We start from the raw sequence: 16824 nt of genomic DNA, 5'->3' as shown, positions 1-16824 counted from the left end.
AAGACCTGCGGCGGCGCCTCCGGGCGGTCCGGCGGCGGCCGCACCCGGGCGACCTCGCCGGGCAGCAGGGGGCGGGGCTCGAGCTCGACGTAGATGGTGCGCTCGATCGGTTGCGGCGCGGCGTCGAGGCCAATGGTCCGGAGTCCGATCAGGCCCAGCACCAGGGCGTGCAGCCCCACCGACAGGGCCACGATCGCCGGCGTGCGCCAGCGTTCGGCCCGTGCCGGCCAGACTAGCCCCAGGTCCCGCATCGGCCCTCCGTTTCCGCAACCGGCAGTGGAGGGCGTCAGCGTGGCCATATTGGGGCCTGGTCAGGGGCCGCTCCGGCCGCGCCAGTCAGACGGCGGCGACCCGCCGCCCTTGACCGCGGCCCCCTCCCGGCGTAGAAGCCGCCCACTTTCGAGGCGGGCGCGTCAGCGTTCGTCGGGATCGTGACAATCGAACGACCGGGCTGTCGCCCGCCGGAACGCCCGAAGCGCGCGTTCCGGCTTTTCTGTTTGTCGCCTTCGCTGCTCGAAATCAAACCCGGGGCGGCGCATCGGCGTCGTCCGAAAAGAAGGCTCACCGGGGCGCTCCGGCCGAAAGGCACACGCCCCCATCGAATTGGAAGAGACGAGTACTCGATGCCGACTATCAACCAGCTGATCCGCAAGCCGCGCTCCCCCAAGCCGGTCCGCAACAAGGTCCCGGCCCTGAAGGGCTGCCCGCAGCGCCGCGGCGTCTGCACCCGCGTCTATACGACGACCCCGAAGAAGCCGAACTCGGCCCTGCGTAAGGTCGCCAAGGTGCGTCTGACCACCGGCATCGAAGCCGTGTGCTACATCCCCGGCGAAGGCCACAATCTGCAGGAGCACTCGGTGGTCCTGATCCGCGGCGGCCGCGTCAAGGACTTGCCCGGCGTGCGTTACCACATCCTGCGCGGCGTGCTCGACACCCAGGGCGTCAAGGACCGCAAGCAGCGCCGTTCGCACTACGGCGCCAAGCGTCCGAAATAAGCCGGCCCGCCCCACCCGATTTTCCCGGCTCGTCCGGGGCCCCAGACACCGCTTTAGAAGGCCCGTCCCATGTCCCGTCGTCACCGCGCACAGAAGCGCGAAGTTCTGCCGGATCCCAAATTCAAGGATCTGACCGTCACCAAGTTCATGAACTACGTCATGTACGAGGGCAAAAAGGCCGTCGCCGAGAACATCGTCTACGGCGCCTTCGACATCCTGGCCGACAAGAAGAAGGACCAGGAGCCCGTCGCGACCTTCCACAGCGCGCCCTGGAAAACGTCGCTCCGGCGGTCGAAGTCCGCTCGCGTCGCGTCGGCGGCGCCACCTACCAGGTGCCGGTCGAGGTCCGTCCGGATCGCCGCAAGGCCCTCGCCATCCGCTGGCTGGTCAACGCCGCGCGCAAGCGGGGCGAGAACACCATGACGGAAAAGCTGGCCGCCGAACTGCTGGACGCTTCGAACAACCGCGGCACCGCGGTCAAGAAGCGCGAAGACACCCACAAGATGGCCGAGGCCAACCGCGCCTTCAGCCACTACCGCTGGTAAGCCCTCAGGGAGCCGGCGGTCTTCAAGTGAAGGCCGCGGGTTCCTATTTACGTGACTATCCGGGGCGGGCGGTTTGAGCTAAATCGCCCGCGCCCGCTTATCCGACATTCCCCCCGAGACGCCGTCCGCGGCGCCCGCATTGACCGCAAGGCACGCTCCCATGCCCCGCACGCATAAAATCGAAGACTATCGCAACTTCGGCATCATGGCCCACATCGACGCGGGCAAGACGACGACGACCGAGCGGATTCTCTATTACACCGGCAAGTCCCACAAGATCGGCGAAGTCCACGACGGCGCCGCGACCATGGACTGGATGGACCAGGAGCAGGAGCGCGGCATCACCATCACGTCGGCCGCGACGACCGCCTACTGGAAAGAGAAGCGCCTCAACATCATCGACACCCCCGGCCACGTCGACTTCACCATCGAGGTCGAGCGTTCGCTGCGCGTGCTCGACGGCGCCGTGACGGTTCTGGACGGCAATGCCGGCGTCGAGCCGCAGACCGAGACCGTCTGGCGCCAGGCCGACAAGTACAAGGTTCCGCGCATCGTCTTCGTCAACAAGATGGACAAGATCGGCGCCGACTTCGACGCCTCGGTGCAGTCGATCCGCGATCGTCTCGGCGCCAAGGCCGTGCCGATCCAGTTCCCGATCGGCGTCGAGAGCTCGCTGAGCGGCCTGGTCGACATCGTCTCCATGACCTCGGTGGTCTGGGACAACGACGCCCTGGGCGCCAACTACACCGTCGGCCCGATCCCGGCCGATCTGGTCGACAAGGCCAATGAGGCCCGTCAGTACCTGATCGACAACGCCGTCGAACTCGACGACGAGGCGATGGAGGCCTACCTCGACGGCCAGGAGCCCTCGCTCGAGACGCTGAAGAAATGCATCCGCAAGGCGGTGCTGACCGGCGCCTTCTATCCGATCCTGTGCGGCTCGGCCTTCAAGAACAAGGGCGTGCAGACCCTGCTCGACGCCGTCGTCGACTATCTGCCGTCGCCGCTCGACATCCCGCCGACCCCGGGCATCGACTTCAAGACGGAAGAGCCGGTCGTGCGCCGCGCCTCGGACGACGAGCCCCTGTCGGTGCTGGCGTTTAAGATCATGGACGACCCCTTCGTCGGCTCCCTGACCTTCTGCCGCCTGTACTCCGGCAAGATGGAGACCGGCCAGAACCTGCTGAACTCCAGCCGCGACAAGCGCGAGCGCGTCGGCCGCATGCTGCAGATGCACTCGAACAACCGCGAGGACATCAAGGAAGCCTACGCCGGCGACATCGTCGCCCTGGCCGGCCTCAAGGACACCCGCACCGGCGACACCCTGTGCGATCCCCTGAAGTCGCCGGTCATCCTCGAGAAGATGGAATTCCCGGCGCCGGTGATCGAGATCTCGGTCGAGCCCAAGACCAAGGCCGACCAGGAGAAGCTGGGCGTCGCCCTGGCCAAGCTGGCCTCGGAAGACCCGTCCTTCACCGTCTCGACCGATCACGAGTCGGGCCAGACCATCCTCAAGGGGATGGGCGAGCTGCACCTCGACATCAAGATCGACATCCTGCGTCGCACCTACAAGGTCGACGCCACCATCGGCGCGCCGCAGGTGGCCTATCGTGAATCGCTCGGCCGCAAGGTCGACATCGACTACACGCACAAGAAGCAGACCGGCGGCACGGGCCAGTTCGCCCGCGTCATGATCACCTTCGAACCGGGCGAGCCCGGCTCGGGCTTCGTGTTCGAAAGCTCGATCGTCGGCGGCGCCGTGCCGAAGGAATACATCCCGGGCGTGGAGAAGGGCCTGATGTCCATCAAGGACGGCGGCCTGCTGGCCGGCTTCCCGCTGATCGACTTCAAGGCGACCCTGACCGACGGCAAGTACCACGACGTCGACTCCAGCGTGCTGGCGTTCGAGATCGCGGCCCGCGCCGCCTTCCGCGAACTGAAGGAGAAGGGCGCGCCCAAGCTGCTCGAGCCGATCATGGCCGTCGAGGTCGTGACCCCGGAAGAGTATCTGGGCTCGGTCATCGGCGACCTGAACGGCCGTCGCGGCATGATCCAGGGTCAGGACATGCGCGGCAACGCCACCGTCGTGAACGCCTTCGTGCCGCTGGCCAACATGTTCGGCTATGTGAACACGCTGCGCGGCATGTCGCAGGGCCGCGCCGCCTTCACCATGCAGTACGACCACTACGAGCCGGTGCCGCAACACGTCGCCGACGAAGTGATCAAGAAGTATTCCGCTTAAACAAACCCCTGAAACACTAGGACAAAGCCCCCTGTTCAGGGGACGGAGAGAAGAGAATGGCCAAGGAAAAGTTCGAACGTAACAAGCCGCACTGCAACATCGGCACGATCGGTCACGTGGACCACGGCAAGACGACGCTGACGGCGGCGATCACGATGGTTCTGGCCAAGGCCGGCGGCGGCAAGGCGATGAACTACGCCGACATCGACGCGGCGCCGGAAGAGAAGGCGCGCGGCATCACGATCAACACGGCGCACGTGGAATACGAGACGGAGAACCGTCACTACGCCCACGTCGACTGCCCGGGCCACGCCGACTATGTGAAGAACATGATCACGGGCGCGGCGCAGATGGACGGCGCCATCCTGGTGGTGTCGGCCGCGGACGGCCCGATGCCGCAGACGCGCGAGCACATCCTGCTGGCCCGTCAGGTCGGGGTGCCGGCGCTGGTGGTGTACATGAACAAGGTCGACCTGGTCGACGACGCCGAGCTGCTCGAGCTGGTCGAGATGGAGATCCGCGAGCTGCTGTCCAGCTACCAGTTCCCGGGCGACGACATTCCGATCACGGCCGGTTCGGCCAAGGCGGCGACCGACGGGGTCAACCCGGAGATCGGCGAGCAGTCGATCCTGAAGCTGATGAAGACGGTCGACGAATACATCCCGCAGCCGGCGCGTCCGCTGGACCTGCCGTTCCTGATGCCGGTCGAGGACGTGTTCTCGATCTCGGGCCGCGGCACCGTGGTCACGGGCCGGGTCGAGAAGGGCATCGTCAAGGTCGGCGAGGAAGTCGAGATCGTCGGCATCCGTCCGGTCCAGAAGACGGTGTGCACGGGCGTGGAGATGTTCCGCAAGCTGCTGGACCAGGGCCAGGCGGGCGACAACGTCGGCGTGCTGCTGCGCGGCACCAAGCGTGAGGACGTCGAGCGCGGTCAGGTTCTGTGCAAGCCGGGTTCGATCACCCCGCACACGAAATTCCTGGCCGAGGCCTACATCCTGACCAAGGAAGAGGGCGGCCGTCACACGCCGTTCTTCACCAACTACCGCCCGCAGTTCTACTTCCGCACCACGGACGTGACCGGCATCGTGCACCTGAAGGAAGGTGTCGAGATGATCATGCCCGGCGACAACGCCGAGCTGAACGTCGAGCTGATCACCCCGATCGCCATGGACCAGGGCCTGCGCTTCGCCATCCGCGAAGGCGGCCGCACCGTCGGCGCCGGCGTGGTGTCGAAGATCACCGAGTAAGCTCGGTCGTCTGACCTGAATACAGAACGGCCCCCGGAGCGATCCGGGGGCCGTTTTGCTGTCCGGACCGGCAGCCCGGGCGAGGCCGGCCGGAACATTGCCGGTCCCCTCCTGTTTCCAACCGGAGGACGCCGCGACGGTCGCGGCGGGAATTGGGCTGATCGCATGTACGATACAGGATACGAATTCATCGGTTGGGAGGCGCTGATCGAGGTCTGGGCGCCGCGCGTGCTGGGCGCGTTGCTGATCCTCGTGGCGGCCTGGTTCATCGGCAAGGCGGTCAAATGGGCGCTGGCCCGGGGGGTCGATCGCATCCCCGGCGCGTCAAAGGCCAATCTGAGCGAAAACCCGAAACATTCGATCGGCCACAGCCTCGGCGACGTGGCCCTCTGGCTGATCCTGCTGTTCGGGGTGGTCGCCGCCCTGGGGGTGTTGAACCTCGGCCAGGTGGTCACGCCGCTGAACGCCCTGCTGACCCAGGTGGCCTCGTTCCTGCCCAACGTGCTCGGCGCGGCGCTGATCTTCTTCATCGGTTTCGTCGTCGCCACCCTGGCCCGGCGGGTCACCGAGGCGGCGCTGCAGGCCGCCAACGCCGACCGCTGGCTCGACAAGGCCGGCCTGTCGCGGGCGACCGGCTCGACCGGCGTCAGCACCGCCGTGGGCACCCTGGTGTTCGTCCTGGTGCTGATCCCGATCACCATCGCGGCGCTGGAGCAGCTGGGCATCGAATCCCTGACCGTGCCCGCCGTGGCCGTGCTGTCGACGGTGTTCGACGCCATCCCGCGGGTGCTGGCCGCGGCCATCGTCCTGGCCATCGGCTGGTTCATCGGCCGCTGGGTGGCGCAGGTCGTCGAACGCGTCCTGCCCGCCACCGGCTTCGACCGCAGCGTCCGCGGGGTGATGAACCTGGCCTCGGACCGGTCCGCCGCCGAACGGCCGGCGACGGCCCCTTACGCCGGCGATGTGACTCCGGCGATGGCCGCGGCCTTGGGCGAGTCGACGGCGCCCGCGCCGATGACGCCCTCGCGGGTGGTCGGCAAGCTGGTCATGGTGGCCATCGTCGCCTTCACGGCGGTCGAGGCCGCCCGGCTGCTGGAGTTCGCCACCCTCGCCGCCACGGTCGAGGAGATTCTCGGCCTGGCCGGGCGCGTGATCGTGGGCGGCGTCATCATCACCGCCGGCGTGCTGATCGCCGACGTGCTGGCGCGGCTGATCGAAAAGGGCACGGGCGGGGCCGACCGCTTCGCCTCGACCCTGGTGCGCTGGGCGACCATCGCCCTGGCCACGGCCATGGGCCTGCGCTTCATGGGGATCGCCGACGACGTCGTGCTGCTGGCCTTCGGCCTGGTGCTGGGCGCGGCGGCGGTGGCGGCGGCCCTGGCCTTCGGTCTCGGCGGACGATCGGCGGCCGGCCAGGTGGCGCAACGCTGGGCCGACAAGGTCACCGGCAAGACCGCCGCCCGTTCGGCGGCGGCGCCGCCCAAAGGCTGACGGCGGCGGGAATTTCGCCTGCAAGGGGCGGCGTCGAGGCGCCGCCCCTTCGCAATTCCCCGGGCGGGAGACAGGGCTTGCGGGGAACTCCGTTCGGGGGCCTACGTTCGGATCACGGACGTTAGGGATTCAGTAACCATGCGGCGCGCGCTTCGAACCGGACTGTTCATCGGCACCCTGATCGGCATGTCGGCCTGCGCCGCCCTGGGACCGGACAATGGGGGCGCGTCAGGCCCCTACGGCTCGACCGAGGTCGGCCGCAGCCGCTAGGCGCGAAGGAATTCATGGCGGTCGGGGGAAAACCCCCCTATCATCCGTCGGGCGGACGCCGACTGTCGCGCCGCGCCGGTCCCGCTCTCCCTAGATGTTAGCCATCGCCATCGTCGTCGTACTGCTGCTCGTAGTGCTGAACGGCCTGTTCGCCATGACCGAACTCGCGGTCGTGTCCTCCCGCAAATCCAAGCTGCACAGCCGCGCCGAAAGAGGCGACCGGGGCGCCCGGGCCGCCCTGAAGCTGGCCGAGGATCCGACTCATTTCCTGTCGGCCGTGCAGGTCGGCATCACCCTGATCGGCATCGCCGCCGGCGCCTATGGTCAGGCGGCCATAGCCGGGGAGCTGAACGTCCTGCTTGAGGCGGCCTTCCCCGCGCTGGCCGCCTATACCGAAATCTTTTCGACCGTCCTGGTCATCGTCTTCATCACCTATGTGTCGGTGATCGTCGGCGAACTGGTGCCCAAGCGGCTGGCGCTGATCTTCCCGGAATCGATCGCCTCCAAGATGGCGGCTCCGATCTCGACCGTGGCCACGGTGCTGAAGCCGTTCGTTGTGGTGCTGACCGCCTCGACCTCCGCCATTCTGAAGCTCATGGGGGTCAAGGACCGCGACGGTTCGGACGTCACCCAGGAAGAGGTCGAGACCATGATCGCCGAGGGCACGGCGTCGGGTCTGATCGAGCCGGAAGAGCAGGAGATGATCGAGGAGATCCTGCGCCTCGGCGACCGTCCCATCCGGGTGGCCATGACCCCGCGCCACGAGGTGTTCTGGATCGCGCTGGACGACAGCGAGGAGCAGCTGCGGCAGGAGGTGCGCACCTGCCCCTATTCGCGCATCGTGGTGGCGCGCGAGAGCGACGTCGATAATCCGCTGGGCGTGATCCACAAGAAGGACCTGCTGGACAGCCTGCTGGACAACGGCGAGTTCAACATCGAGCGTCTGGTCCAGACGCCGGCCTTCATCCCGCAGTCGACCTCGGTGCTGAAGGCGCTGGGGATCATGAAGGCGTCCAAGGTCCACATGGCCTTCCTGGTCGACGAGTACGGCGCCTTCGAAGGCGTGGTGACCGCCACTGACCTGCTGGAGATGATCGCCGGCAATTTCGACGAGAGCCACGACGAGGACGAGGCCTACATCCGCCAGCGCGAGGACGGCAGCTGGCTGGTCGACGGCCAGGCGGACATCGAGGAGCTGGCCGACGCGCTGGGCGAGGACTTCGGCGAGGCCGAGGGCTTCCACACCGTCGCCGGCCTGGTGCTGCACCAGCTCTCGCGCGTGCCCGACGAGGGCGAGGTGCTGCAGCTGGGCCGGTTCGAGGTCGAGGTCATCGACATGGACGACCGGCGCATCGACAAGTTGCTGTTCCGTCAGGTGGTCAAGCCCGAGGACGAGGCCAGCGCCCAGGCGGCCCATCACGAGAGTTGACCGTTCCGCCCTTGAAAACCGGGGCGGCGTGGGGCATACGCCCCGGTCTGGCGATCCTGTGCGTCCTTCGGGGCGGGCGGTTTTTCGTCTAGGAGTTTAGCTCAGCTGGTAGAGCACCGGTCTCCAAAACCGGGGGTCGTGGGTTCGAGTCCCCCAACTCCTGCCATTTCCCCTGTCGCCGCCGGATGGGAGCCCCTATCTGGGGGCGACAGGAACAATTCTTTGACGGATCAGTGATGGCCAAGGCCAAGACCCCCGGGCGCCGCCCCCAGACCGCCCAACCCGCCATAGCGGGCGCCGCCGTCGCGGCTGACGCGCCGAAGAAGCCGCGGGTCTCGGTTCCGCAGTTCATCAACCAGGTGAACGCCGAGCGTCGCAAGATCGTGTGGCCGAGCCGCAAGGAGACCTGGATCACCTCGGTGATGGTCTTCATCATGGTCGCGCTCGCGTCCGCCTTCTTCTTCCTGGTGGACACCATGCTGGCCTTCGCCTCGCGCAACATCCTGGCTATCGGCCAGTAAGAGACAGCCCATGACCGACGCCGTTCCCGCGAAGCCCGCCGCCAATCCGCGCCACAAGTGGTACATCGTCCACGCCTACTCGAATTTCGAGAAGAAGGTGGCGCAGCACCTGACCGACCAGGCGCGCCAGCAGGGGCTCGAAGACTGTTTCTCGGAAATCCTGGTGCCGACCGAGGACGTCGTCGAGATCCGCCGCGGCCGCAAGGTCAACTCGGAGCGCAAATTCTTCCCCGGCTATGTGCTGGTGAAGATGGAGATGACCGACGACGCCTATCACCTGGTCAAGAACACCCCGAAGGTGACGGGCTTCCTCGGCGCCGCCGGCGGCACCAAGCCGCTGCCGGTCTCGGAGCGTGAGGTCCAGAACATCATCGGGGCCGTGGAAGAGGGCGTCGAACGTCCGAAGCCCACCATCCGCTTCGACATCGGCGAGACCGTCAAGGTCATCGACGGTCCGTTCGCCAGCTTCGACGGCCAGGTCGAGAGCGTCGACGAGGACAACGCCCGCCTGCGCGTGGCCGTGTCCATCTTCGGACGCCCGACCCCGGTCGATCTGGAGTACAGCCAGGTCGAGAAGAGCGCCGCCTAGGTCGATTCCGACCCGCTACATTTCGGGCGCTACATCCGCGACACCGCTCTCGCGACACCGTCGACAAACGGCACATACGGTACATCCTCGCAGCGGCGGCCTTCACGGGCCGCCGTTTGCCTTTTCGCCCCGTATCCGCTACACGCGCGCCTCGCTCTGAGGGGCGGTGCGGGTTCGCCCGCATAAATCCGTGGGAGGCAGCCATGCCACGACCACGGCTCACCGGTCCTGATTGAGTTCAGGGCCACAGTCAGGAGAGACCAATGGCCAAGAAGATTCTCGGCTACATCAAGCTGCAGGTGCCCGCGGGCAACGCCACGCCGTCGCCCCCGATCGGCCCTGCTCTGGGTCAACGCGGCGTCAACATCATGGGCTTCGTCAAGGAGTTCAACGCCCGCACCGAGAAGGAAGTGAAGGGCACGCCCCTGCCGACGGTGATCACCGTCTACCAGGACAAGAGCTTCACCTTCGTCACCAAGACCCCGCCCGCGACCCACTACATCAAGCAGGCCGCCGGGATCACCTCGGGCTCGAAGATGACGGGCCGCGAAGTGGCCGGCAAGATTTCCCGCACCCAGCTGCGCGAGATCGCTGAAAAGAAGATGAAGGATCTGAACGCCAACGACCTGGACGCGGCGACCAAGATCATCGAAGGCTCGGCTCGCGCCATGGGCCTCAACGTCGTGGAGGGCTAAGCACATGGCCAAGCAAACCAAGCGCTTCAAGGCCCGCACCGGCGACGTGACGGTCGATCTGCCGTTCGCCGACGCCATCAAGGCCGTCAAGGACAACGCCTCGGCCAAGTTCGACGAGTCGATCGAGATCGCCGTCAACTTGGGCGTCGACCCGCGTCACGCCGACCAGCAGGTCCGCGGCGTGGTCAACCTGCCCTCGGGCACCGGCCGTGACGTCCGCGTCGCCGTCTTCGCCAAGGACGCCAAGGCTGACGAAGCCCGCGCGGCCGGGGCCGAGCACGTCGGCGCCGAGGATCTGTACGAGAAGATCAACGGCGGCTTCATGGAGTTCGACCGGGTCATCGCCTCGCCGGACATGATGGCCCTGGTCGGCCGTCTGGGTAAGGTGCTGGGCCCGCGCGGCCTGATGCCGAACCCGAAGGTCGGCACCGTGACCCCGAACGTCGGCCAGGCGGTCAAGGACGCCAAGGGCGGCGCCGTCGAGTTCCGCGTCGAAAAGGCGGGCATCGTTCACGCCGGCATCGGCAAGGCCTCGTTCGACCAGGCCGCGCTGGAAGCCAACGTCAAGGCGTTCGTCGACGCCCTGACCCGGGCCAAGCCGGCCGGCGCCAAGGGCACCTACGTCAAGCGGATCAGCCTGTCGTCCACCATGGGCCCCGGCTTCAAGATCGACCCGGCCTCGCTGGGCGCCTGATCGGTCTTCGAACTATCGGAACTGCGGCGGCGGAGAGCGATCTCCGCCGCCGTTTTCATTTGCGTGGCTCCGTCGCCGGGGCGAGGGTAGGGGACCTTCAGGGGGGACAACCATGCGTTTCATCGCCGTCATCGTCGCCGCCACGCTGGCGGTCTCCACCGGGCCGGCCTTCGCCCAGGACGCGCCCGATCCCGCGCGGGAGAATCATCTGAACCTCGCCGAACGCTATCTGGAACTGACCCAGGGCGGCGACGTGCTGAAACAGATGCGGCGGCAGATGGAGGAGGGCTACAGCGGTTCCGGCCTGCCCGCCGACCAGCGCGCCTGGATGACCGAAAGCCTGGGCGAGATGCTCGCCGAAGTGGTCGACGAGACCATCGTCCAGCTGCGCGACAATGTGGCCGATAATTTCACCGTGCCGGAGCTGGAGGCCGCGATCGGCTTCTATGAGTCGCCCGTCGGCCGGTCGCTCGTCCGCAAGCAGGTCGATCTGAATTATGAAGCCCAGCAAATCATGATGCCGCTGCTGATCCCGCGGATGACGGCCTTGATGGAGAAGTTCTGCATCCGCTTCGACTGCGAGGCGCTCGGCGACGCGGCGACCAAGCCGTTCCGCTGACCGCGAAACCGCGCCGGCGAAAATCTTCCGTGTTCAGACGGGTTGACGCGCCCGGCCAGACGCGGGACTGACCGGACACGGGTGTCGCAGGATTCCCTGGCGCTTCGCCATCGGGGCCTGCGCCTCCGGATCGGCGGAGCCTTCCTGATTTGACGACCAAGACCCTCGCCCGCACCCAGCCCGCAGAGCGGCGCCAGGTCGCGGCCCTGCCGTGGCGGCGCGGGACCGAGGGCGTCGAAATCCTGCTCGTCACCTCGCGCGAAACGCGGCGATGGGTGACCCCCAAGGGCGGCCGCATGTCCGGCAAGACGGACGCCGAGGCGGCGGCGCTGGAGGCGCTGGAGGAAGCGGGCGTCGAGGGCGTGGTCGGCGACCGGCCGCTGGGCAGCTTCCGCTATCTGAAGGTGCTGAAGCGTCGCGCGTCGCGCTGGTGCACGGTCGACCTGTACGGACTTGAGGTGACCATCGAACACGCCGATTGGCAGGAGCGGGCGGAACGGGAGCGCGCCTGGCTGCCGCGCGACGTGGCGGCGCAGATGGTCGAAGAGCCTGATCTGCAGACGCTGATTGCCAACTTCGTTCCTGCAGGCGACCCGCCGTCGTCCCCGCCCCGCGAGAAATCCGTGAAAGGGGCGTCGGCGTCCGCTTCAGCGAGGGGCTTTTGGCGGCGGTGGCTGGGTATCTGAGCCGCCCGGTCAGGCCCTTTCGGCCATGGCCAGGAAGCAGCCGCGTCGCGCCGTGTGCAGGTGGATGGTCGAGACCGCCGGATCGGCGAACCAGCCCGCCAGCCGTCCGGCCAGATCGCGGCCCTCGACCACATCGGCGTCGGTCATCATCCAGTCGGCGTCATAGGCGCGGGCGGACAGCAGGCGCCGCGCCAGCATGTCCGGAATCTCACCGGCCGCCGGCGCCGCCTCGACGGCGGCTTCGCGCACGAAGATCGGGCCTTGGCTCCGATAGGGGCTGGCGGCGGCCTCGAGATGGCGGTGGTTGAGCAGGATCAGCCGCTCGCCGGGCTCCGCATCGGCCAGGCTGACCCGGCAGGGCGCGGCGTGCGGGGCGTCGGCGACCATCCGTCGCGCGCCGATCTCCAGCAGCGCATCGTCGTCGAGGGCGAACAGGGGCTGAAACGGCGCCAGGGGCAGGGCGTGGATGCGAAAGCTCATCGTGGGTCTCCTTCGCCGCCGATGTGACAGGCGCCGCGCCGGGCGTCTGGCGGCTTTCGGCCGTTGCGCCGGAGCGCGCGCGACCCCACAACGGAGGGTATGAACGCACCCTTCCAGACCCCCGCCGATCCGACCGAAGCCCCGCTGTGGGACCTGACCGACCTGTACGCCTCGCGCGAGGACCCGCGCATCGAGGCCGACCTCGAGCGCGCCCGCGCCCTGGTCGGGGAGCTCAACGCCCTGCAGGGGCGGCTGGTGGCGGCGAAGGCGGACGCGGCCGTGCTGGGCGAACGGCTGGACCGGGCGGTGAGCCGGTACGAACAGGCGTCCGATCTGCTGGGCGGGCTCGGGGCCTACGCTTTCCTCGCCGCCTCGACCGACCGCAACGACGCTGGCGCGCAGGGCTTCGAGGCGACGGTGCGCGAGAAGATCACCGTCATCGCCACCCCGACCGTATGGGTCACACTCGAGATCAACCAGCTGGAGGAGGCCGAGATCGACGCCGCCCTCACCGCCTCGCCCGCCGCCGCGCGCTGGCGGCCGTGGCTGCGGCGGGTGCGGGCGATGAAGCCGCACGAGCTGTCGCACGAACTGGAGACCTTCCTGGCCGAGCGCGGTCCGATCAGCGCCCAGTGGCCGCGCCTGTTCGACGAGACCCTGGCGGCGATGAAGGTCAAGGCCGGCAAGGACGAACTGACCCTGTCGGAGGCGCTGAACCGGCTGTCGGACCCGAAGGCGGCGAAACGCAAATCGGCGGCCGAGGGCCTGAACGAGGCGCTGGCGGCGCGGGTGCAGACCATGGCGCTGGTGCTCAACACCGTGGCCGCCGACCATGCTCTGGAAGGCCGGTGGCGCGGTTTCAAGCGACCCGCCGACAGCCGCCATCTGGCCAATGAGGTCGACGGCGAGGCGGTCGACGCCATGGCCGAGGCGGTCGCGGCCGCCTATCCGCGCCTGTCGCACCGCTATTATGCGCTCAAGGCCAAGGCCATGGGCAAGGCGAAGCTGGACCAGTGGGACCGCAACGCTCCGATCGAGACGACCGCCCCGCGCGGCTACGACTGGGCGCAGGGCCGCGAACTGGTGCTGGAAAGCTTCTCGGACCTCGGCGCCGAGTTCGCCGACCGGGCGCAGGGCTTCTTCGACAGGCCGTGGATCGACGGCCGGGCGCGGCCTGGGAAACAGTCGGGGGCCTACGCCCATCCGGTGACCTCGGACCGGCATCCCTATGTCTTCCTGAACTGGATGGGCGAGCGCCGGGACGTGCTGACGCTGGCGCATGAGCTGGGCCATGGGGTGCACCAGACGCTGGCGGCGGGGCAGGGGAGTCTGCTGGCCGACACGCCGCTGACCCTGGCCGAGACCGCCTCGATCTTCGCCGAGGGGTTGACCTTCGACCGCTTGCTGAAGACCGCGCCGAAGGCCGAGCAGCGCGGCCTGCTGGCCGGGCGGATCGAGGACGGGCTGAACACGGTGATCCGCCAGATCGCCTTCCACCGCTTCGAGACCCGCTTCCACGACGAGCGGGCGGCGGGTGAAGTCTCCGTCGAGCGGATCAGCGCCCTGTGGCTGGAGGAGATGGGCGGGTCGCTCGGGCCGTCGGTGACGCTGAACCCCGGCTATGAGCACTGGTGGAGCTATGTCAGCCACTTCGTGCACTCGCCCTTCTACGTCTACGCCTATGCCTTCGGAGATCTGCTGGTGGCGGCGCTGATGGAGACGCGGGCCAGGGATCCCGAGGGCTTCACGCCGCTGTATCGCGAGCTGCTCGCGGGGGGCGGGTCGAAGGGCTACGTCGAGGCCCTGGCGCCGTTCGGCCTGAACCCGCGCGACCCGACCTTCTGGACCATCGGCACGAAGCGGCTGGAGGGGCTGATCGACCGGTTCGAGGCGCTGGTCTGAGTTGACGGGCCGGCGTGGCCGGGCGAGCGTCCCGGCATGCGCCTCCTGATCCTCGCCGCCGCCGTCGCTTTCGCCCTGCCGGCGGCCGCCCAGACGCCGCCGGAGCCGACGCCCGCGACCCGGGCGATGGCGGCCGGCTACAAGGCCCTGATGGTCTGCGGCGCCGTGAAGAACGCCGAGGCCGCCGGCGGATCCCGCACGGTCGGGAGCGTCGAGGCCAACGAACTGGTCGGGATCTATCCCGAACTGGACCCGCTGGTGCGCGAGATGACCGCCGAGGTGGGGCCGAACAGCGTCTCGGTCGCCTGGGACGAGGCCATGCCGCCCCGCACGGCTGTGTGGCACCCCGGCCGGGGCTGTTCGATCATGCCGGTGGGCTGGTCCGACGGGGTCGCCGAAACGGCGCGGCAGGCGGTTCAACCGGAGCCCGGTTTCGAGATCGGCGTCCCCCGCGACCCGGCCGCCCTCGAGGCCGCGCTGGTCCGGGCGCGGGAGGGCGGCTACGGCGAGGGGGCCAACACCACGGGCGTGGTCGTACTGCAGGCCGACCGGCTGGTGGGCGAATGGTACGCGCCCGGCTTCGGCCCGGACACGCCGCAGCGGACATGGTCGGTGGCCAAGTCGCTGGCCGGGACGATCATCGGCGCGGCCGTCCAGCGCGGCGAGGTCGATGTGAACGCGCCCGCCGCCATCGCCGACTGGAGCCGCGAGGGCGATCCGCGCGGGGCGATCACCCTCGACCAGCTGATGCGCATGGCCTCGGGCCTGACCAGCGACACGGCCGGCAACCGCACCGACGCGCTCTATTTCGGCGGCGTCGGCGTGGACGAGCAGGCGACGACCTGGCCGCTGATCGCGCCGCCCGGGGCGCGCTATCGCTACGCCAACAACGACACCCTGCTGGCGGTGCAGAGCATCGCGGAGACCTTTGGCGCCCACCCGCCGGCCGAACTGTTCCGGACGCTGGGCATGCACGACACCTGGGCCGAGACCGATTGGCGCGGCAACTATGTCCTGTCCAGCCAGGTGTGGTCGACGGCGCGCGACCTGGCCCGCTTCGGCCAGCTGTATGTCGACGACGGGGTGGTGGACGGGGTGCGGGTGCTGCCCGTGGGCTGGCGGGACTACGTCTCGAGGCCGTCCGGTCCGCAGCCGCGCGGCGCCCAGGGCTATGGCGCGACCTTCTGGCTGATGAACAACAGCGAGGGCGTGCCGCCGGACACGATCTCGGCCAACGGCAACCGCGGCCAGTATGTGATCATCGTGCCCAGCCGGCGGGTGGTCATCGTCCGCCGCGGCGAGGACCCCGCGGGCCGGCGCTTCGATTTCATCGCCTTCACCCGCGACGTGCTGGCGGCGCTCGATTGAGGCGCCGGCGCGAATTGTCGCCGCCCGCTTGAGCGCGCGGCCGGCCCCGCTATAAGGACGCCAACGCCCTTCAGATTCCCGGACCCGATCATGGCCGACCCGCACAACGCCTCCGACGCCCACGCGCACGACGACTACGTCCGCGGCTCGCAGGAGATCAGCGAACAGGCGGCGACGTTCGACCTGTTCATGGGCCTGGCCAAATGGGGGTCTCTGGCGACATCCGTCGCCATCGTCTTCCTGCTGCTGTGGTTCCAGCCGGGCGGCAGCTTCATCGCCGGCGCGATCGCGGCCTTCGTCGTGCTGGTCGTCGGCGTCCTGGCCCTGCGCTCGAAGAAGCACTAGCAACCCTCCGCTCATCCCGGCGAAAGTCGGGACCCAGTGCTTTGGATGATGGGCGGATGCTGCTTGCCACATAGACAGTCCTGAGGCGCCGGCGTCTCGCTGGACAGGACTGGGTCCCGGCTTTCGCCGGGATGAGCGGGAGAGTGTTGAACCCCGTTGCGTCACCTTTTGACGGGCCCTCCCGGATAAGCCTAACGTTCCCTGGTCGAGAGATGACGGAGGGATTCGCTTGGCTGTCGCCATCGCCGTGACCCGCGAACGCCGTGATGGCGAGACGCGCTGCGCCGCCACTCCGGAAACGGTGAAGAAGCTGATCGCCCTCGGCGCGACCGTGACGGTCGAGGCCGGGACGGGGACCGGCTCTTCCATTCCCGATGCGGACTTCGCGGCCGCCGGCGCGACCGTGGCCAAGGACATCAAGGCGGTGCTGTCGGGCGCCGACATTCTGCTGAAGGTGCGCGGGCCGACGGCGCAGGAGACCAGCGCGCTGAAGCCCGGCGCGGTGGTCGCAGCCCTGCTGGATGCGTATCGGGACAAGGAGACGGTGACGGCGCTGGCCGGTGCCAATGTCACCGCCTTCGCCATGGAGTTCGTGCCGCGGATTTCCCGGGCCCAGGTGATGGACGCCCTGTCGTCCCAGGCCAATCTGGCCGGTTATCGCGCGGTGATCGAGGCGGCGTACGCCTTCGGCAAGGGCTTTCCGATG

Annotated in this window: 17 protein-coding genes, 1 tRNA gene and 2 pseudogenes; 18 read left to right on the top strand and 2 right to left on the bottom strand. The window is 68.3% G+C overall.

The features are described from left to right. Positions 1-251, bottom strand: a 251-nt coding sequence (locus RDU12_RS03845) for a hypothetical protein (RefSeq protein WP_308684121.1), incomplete at its 3' end; no start/stop codon positions are given. 372 nt (positions 252-623) lie between these two features. Here RDU12_RS03845 and rpsL point away from each other — a divergent pair. The 14 genes and pseudogenes from rpsL to RDU12_RS03775 all read left to right on the top strand — a co-directional run bounded on the left by rpsL (position 624) and on the right by RDU12_RS03775 (position 12023). Then, the gene (rpsL, locus tag RDU12_RS03840) at positions 624-995 is read left to right on the top strand and encodes a 30S ribosomal protein S12 (protein WP_300292209.1); all 372 of its coding nucleotides are present in this window, start codon (positions 624-626) and stop codon (positions 993-995) included. A gap of 69 nt (positions 996-1064) precedes the next feature. After that, positions 1065-1540 (top strand): annotated as a pseudogene (gene rpsG / locus RDU12_RS03835) (30S ribosomal protein S7). A gap of 160 nt (positions 1541-1700) precedes the next feature. Further along, positions 1701-3782, top strand: coding sequence for an elongation factor G (gene fusA / locus RDU12_RS03830; protein WP_300292213.1), 2082 nt, complete (start codon positions 1701-1703; stop codon positions 3780-3782). A gap of 56 nt (positions 3783-3838) precedes the next feature. Beyond that, positions 3839-5029, top strand: a complete 1191-nt coding sequence (tuf, locus tag RDU12_RS03825) for an elongation factor Tu (RefSeq protein WP_300289694.1) — start codon at positions 3839-3841, stop codon at positions 5027-5029. Positions 5030-5194: 165 nt separating this feature from the next. Further along, a complete protein-coding gene (locus RDU12_RS03820; protein WP_300289696.1) occupies positions 5195-6520 on the top strand; it encodes a mechanosensitive ion channel in 1326 nt (441 codons plus the stop codon). Between the two features lie 138 nt (positions 6521-6658). Continuing rightward, positions 6659-6790 carry a hypothetical protein gene (locus RDU12_RS03815; RefSeq protein WP_300289697.1) on the top strand — a complete coding sequence of 44 codons (132 nt, stop codon included), beginning with the start codon at positions 6659-6661 and terminating at the stop codon, positions 6788-6790. A gap of 94 nt (positions 6791-6884) precedes the next feature. Next, positions 6885-8219 (top strand): hemolysin family protein, encoded by a 1335-nt coding sequence (locus tag RDU12_RS03810; RefSeq protein ID WP_300289698.1) that lies wholly within the window; start codon positions 6885-6887, stop codon positions 8217-8219. A gap of 90 nt (positions 8220-8309) precedes the next feature. Next, positions 8310-8385, top strand: a tRNA-Trp gene (locus RDU12_RS03805). Positions 8386-8455: 70 nt separating this feature from the next. Then, positions 8456-8740 carry a preprotein translocase subunit SecE gene (secE, locus tag RDU12_RS03800; protein WP_300289699.1) on the top strand — a complete coding sequence of 95 codons (285 nt, stop codon included), beginning with the start codon at positions 8456-8458 and terminating at the stop codon, positions 8738-8740. A gap of 10 nt (positions 8741-8750) precedes the next feature. Continuing rightward, positions 8751-9329 (top strand): transcription termination/antitermination protein NusG, encoded by a 579-nt coding sequence (gene nusG / locus RDU12_RS03795; protein WP_300289700.1) that lies wholly within the window; start codon positions 8751-8753, stop codon positions 9327-9329. 263 nt (positions 9330-9592) lie between these two features. Further along, a complete protein-coding gene (gene rplK, locus RDU12_RS03790) occupies positions 9593-10024 on the top strand; it encodes a 50S ribosomal protein L11 (protein ID WP_300289701.1) in 432 nt (143 codons plus the stop codon). Positions 10025-10028: 4 nt separating this feature from the next. Next, positions 10029-10718, top strand: coding sequence for a 50S ribosomal protein L1 (gene rplA, locus RDU12_RS03785; RefSeq protein WP_300289702.1), 690 nt, complete (start codon positions 10029-10031; stop codon positions 10716-10718). A gap of 112 nt (positions 10719-10830) precedes the next feature. After that, positions 10831-11337: a DUF2059 domain-containing protein gene (locus RDU12_RS03780; protein WP_300289704.1), complete on the top strand. Its 507-nt coding sequence runs from the start codon at positions 10831-10833 to the stop codon at positions 11335-11337. A gap of 149 nt (positions 11338-11486) precedes the next feature. Continuing rightward, positions 11487-12023, top strand: a complete 537-nt coding sequence (locus RDU12_RS03775) for an NUDIX hydrolase (RefSeq protein ID WP_300289705.1) — start codon at positions 11487-11489, stop codon at positions 12021-12023. Positions 12024-12032: 9 nt separating this feature from the next. Here RDU12_RS03775 and RDU12_RS03770 read toward each other — a convergent pair whose 3' ends face one another. Further along, positions 12033-12503, bottom strand: coding sequence for a DUF1203 domain-containing protein (locus RDU12_RS03770; RefSeq protein WP_300289706.1), 471 nt, complete (start codon positions 12501-12503; stop codon positions 12033-12035). A 99-nt stretch (positions 12504-12602) separates the two neighbouring features. Between RDU12_RS03770 and RDU12_RS03765 the strand changes: the two genes are divergently transcribed. From RDU12_RS03765 to RDU12_RS03750, 4 genes and pseudogenes are all read left to right on the top strand, one after another. Then, positions 12603-14405, top strand: coding sequence for a M3 family oligoendopeptidase (locus tag RDU12_RS03765; protein ID WP_300289707.1), 1803 nt, complete (start codon positions 12603-12605; stop codon positions 14403-14405). 36 nt (positions 14406-14441) lie between these two features. Next, on the top strand, positions 14442-15773 hold the full coding sequence (locus tag RDU12_RS03760) for a serine hydrolase (protein ID WP_308684119.1): 1332 nt from the start codon (positions 14442-14444) through the stop codon (positions 15771-15773). 90 nt (positions 15774-15863) lie between these two features. Beyond that, entirely contained in the window at positions 15864-16118 is a 255-nt protein-coding gene (locus tag RDU12_RS03755; protein ID WP_300290416.1) for an aa3-type cytochrome c oxidase subunit IV, read from the top strand. Between the two features lie 229 nt (positions 16119-16347). Further along, positions 16348-16824 (top strand): annotated as a pseudogene (locus RDU12_RS03750) (NAD(P)(+) transhydrogenase (Re/Si-specific) subunit alpha); the annotation flags it as partial.

The organism is Brevundimonas sp. (assembly GCF_031082345.1).
Taxonomy (GTDB): domain Bacteria; phylum Pseudomonadota; class Alphaproteobacteria; order Caulobacterales; family Caulobacteraceae; genus Brevundimonas.
Note: the sequence above shows the minus strand (reverse complement) of the source record. Positions and strands in the feature narration are given on the sequence as shown.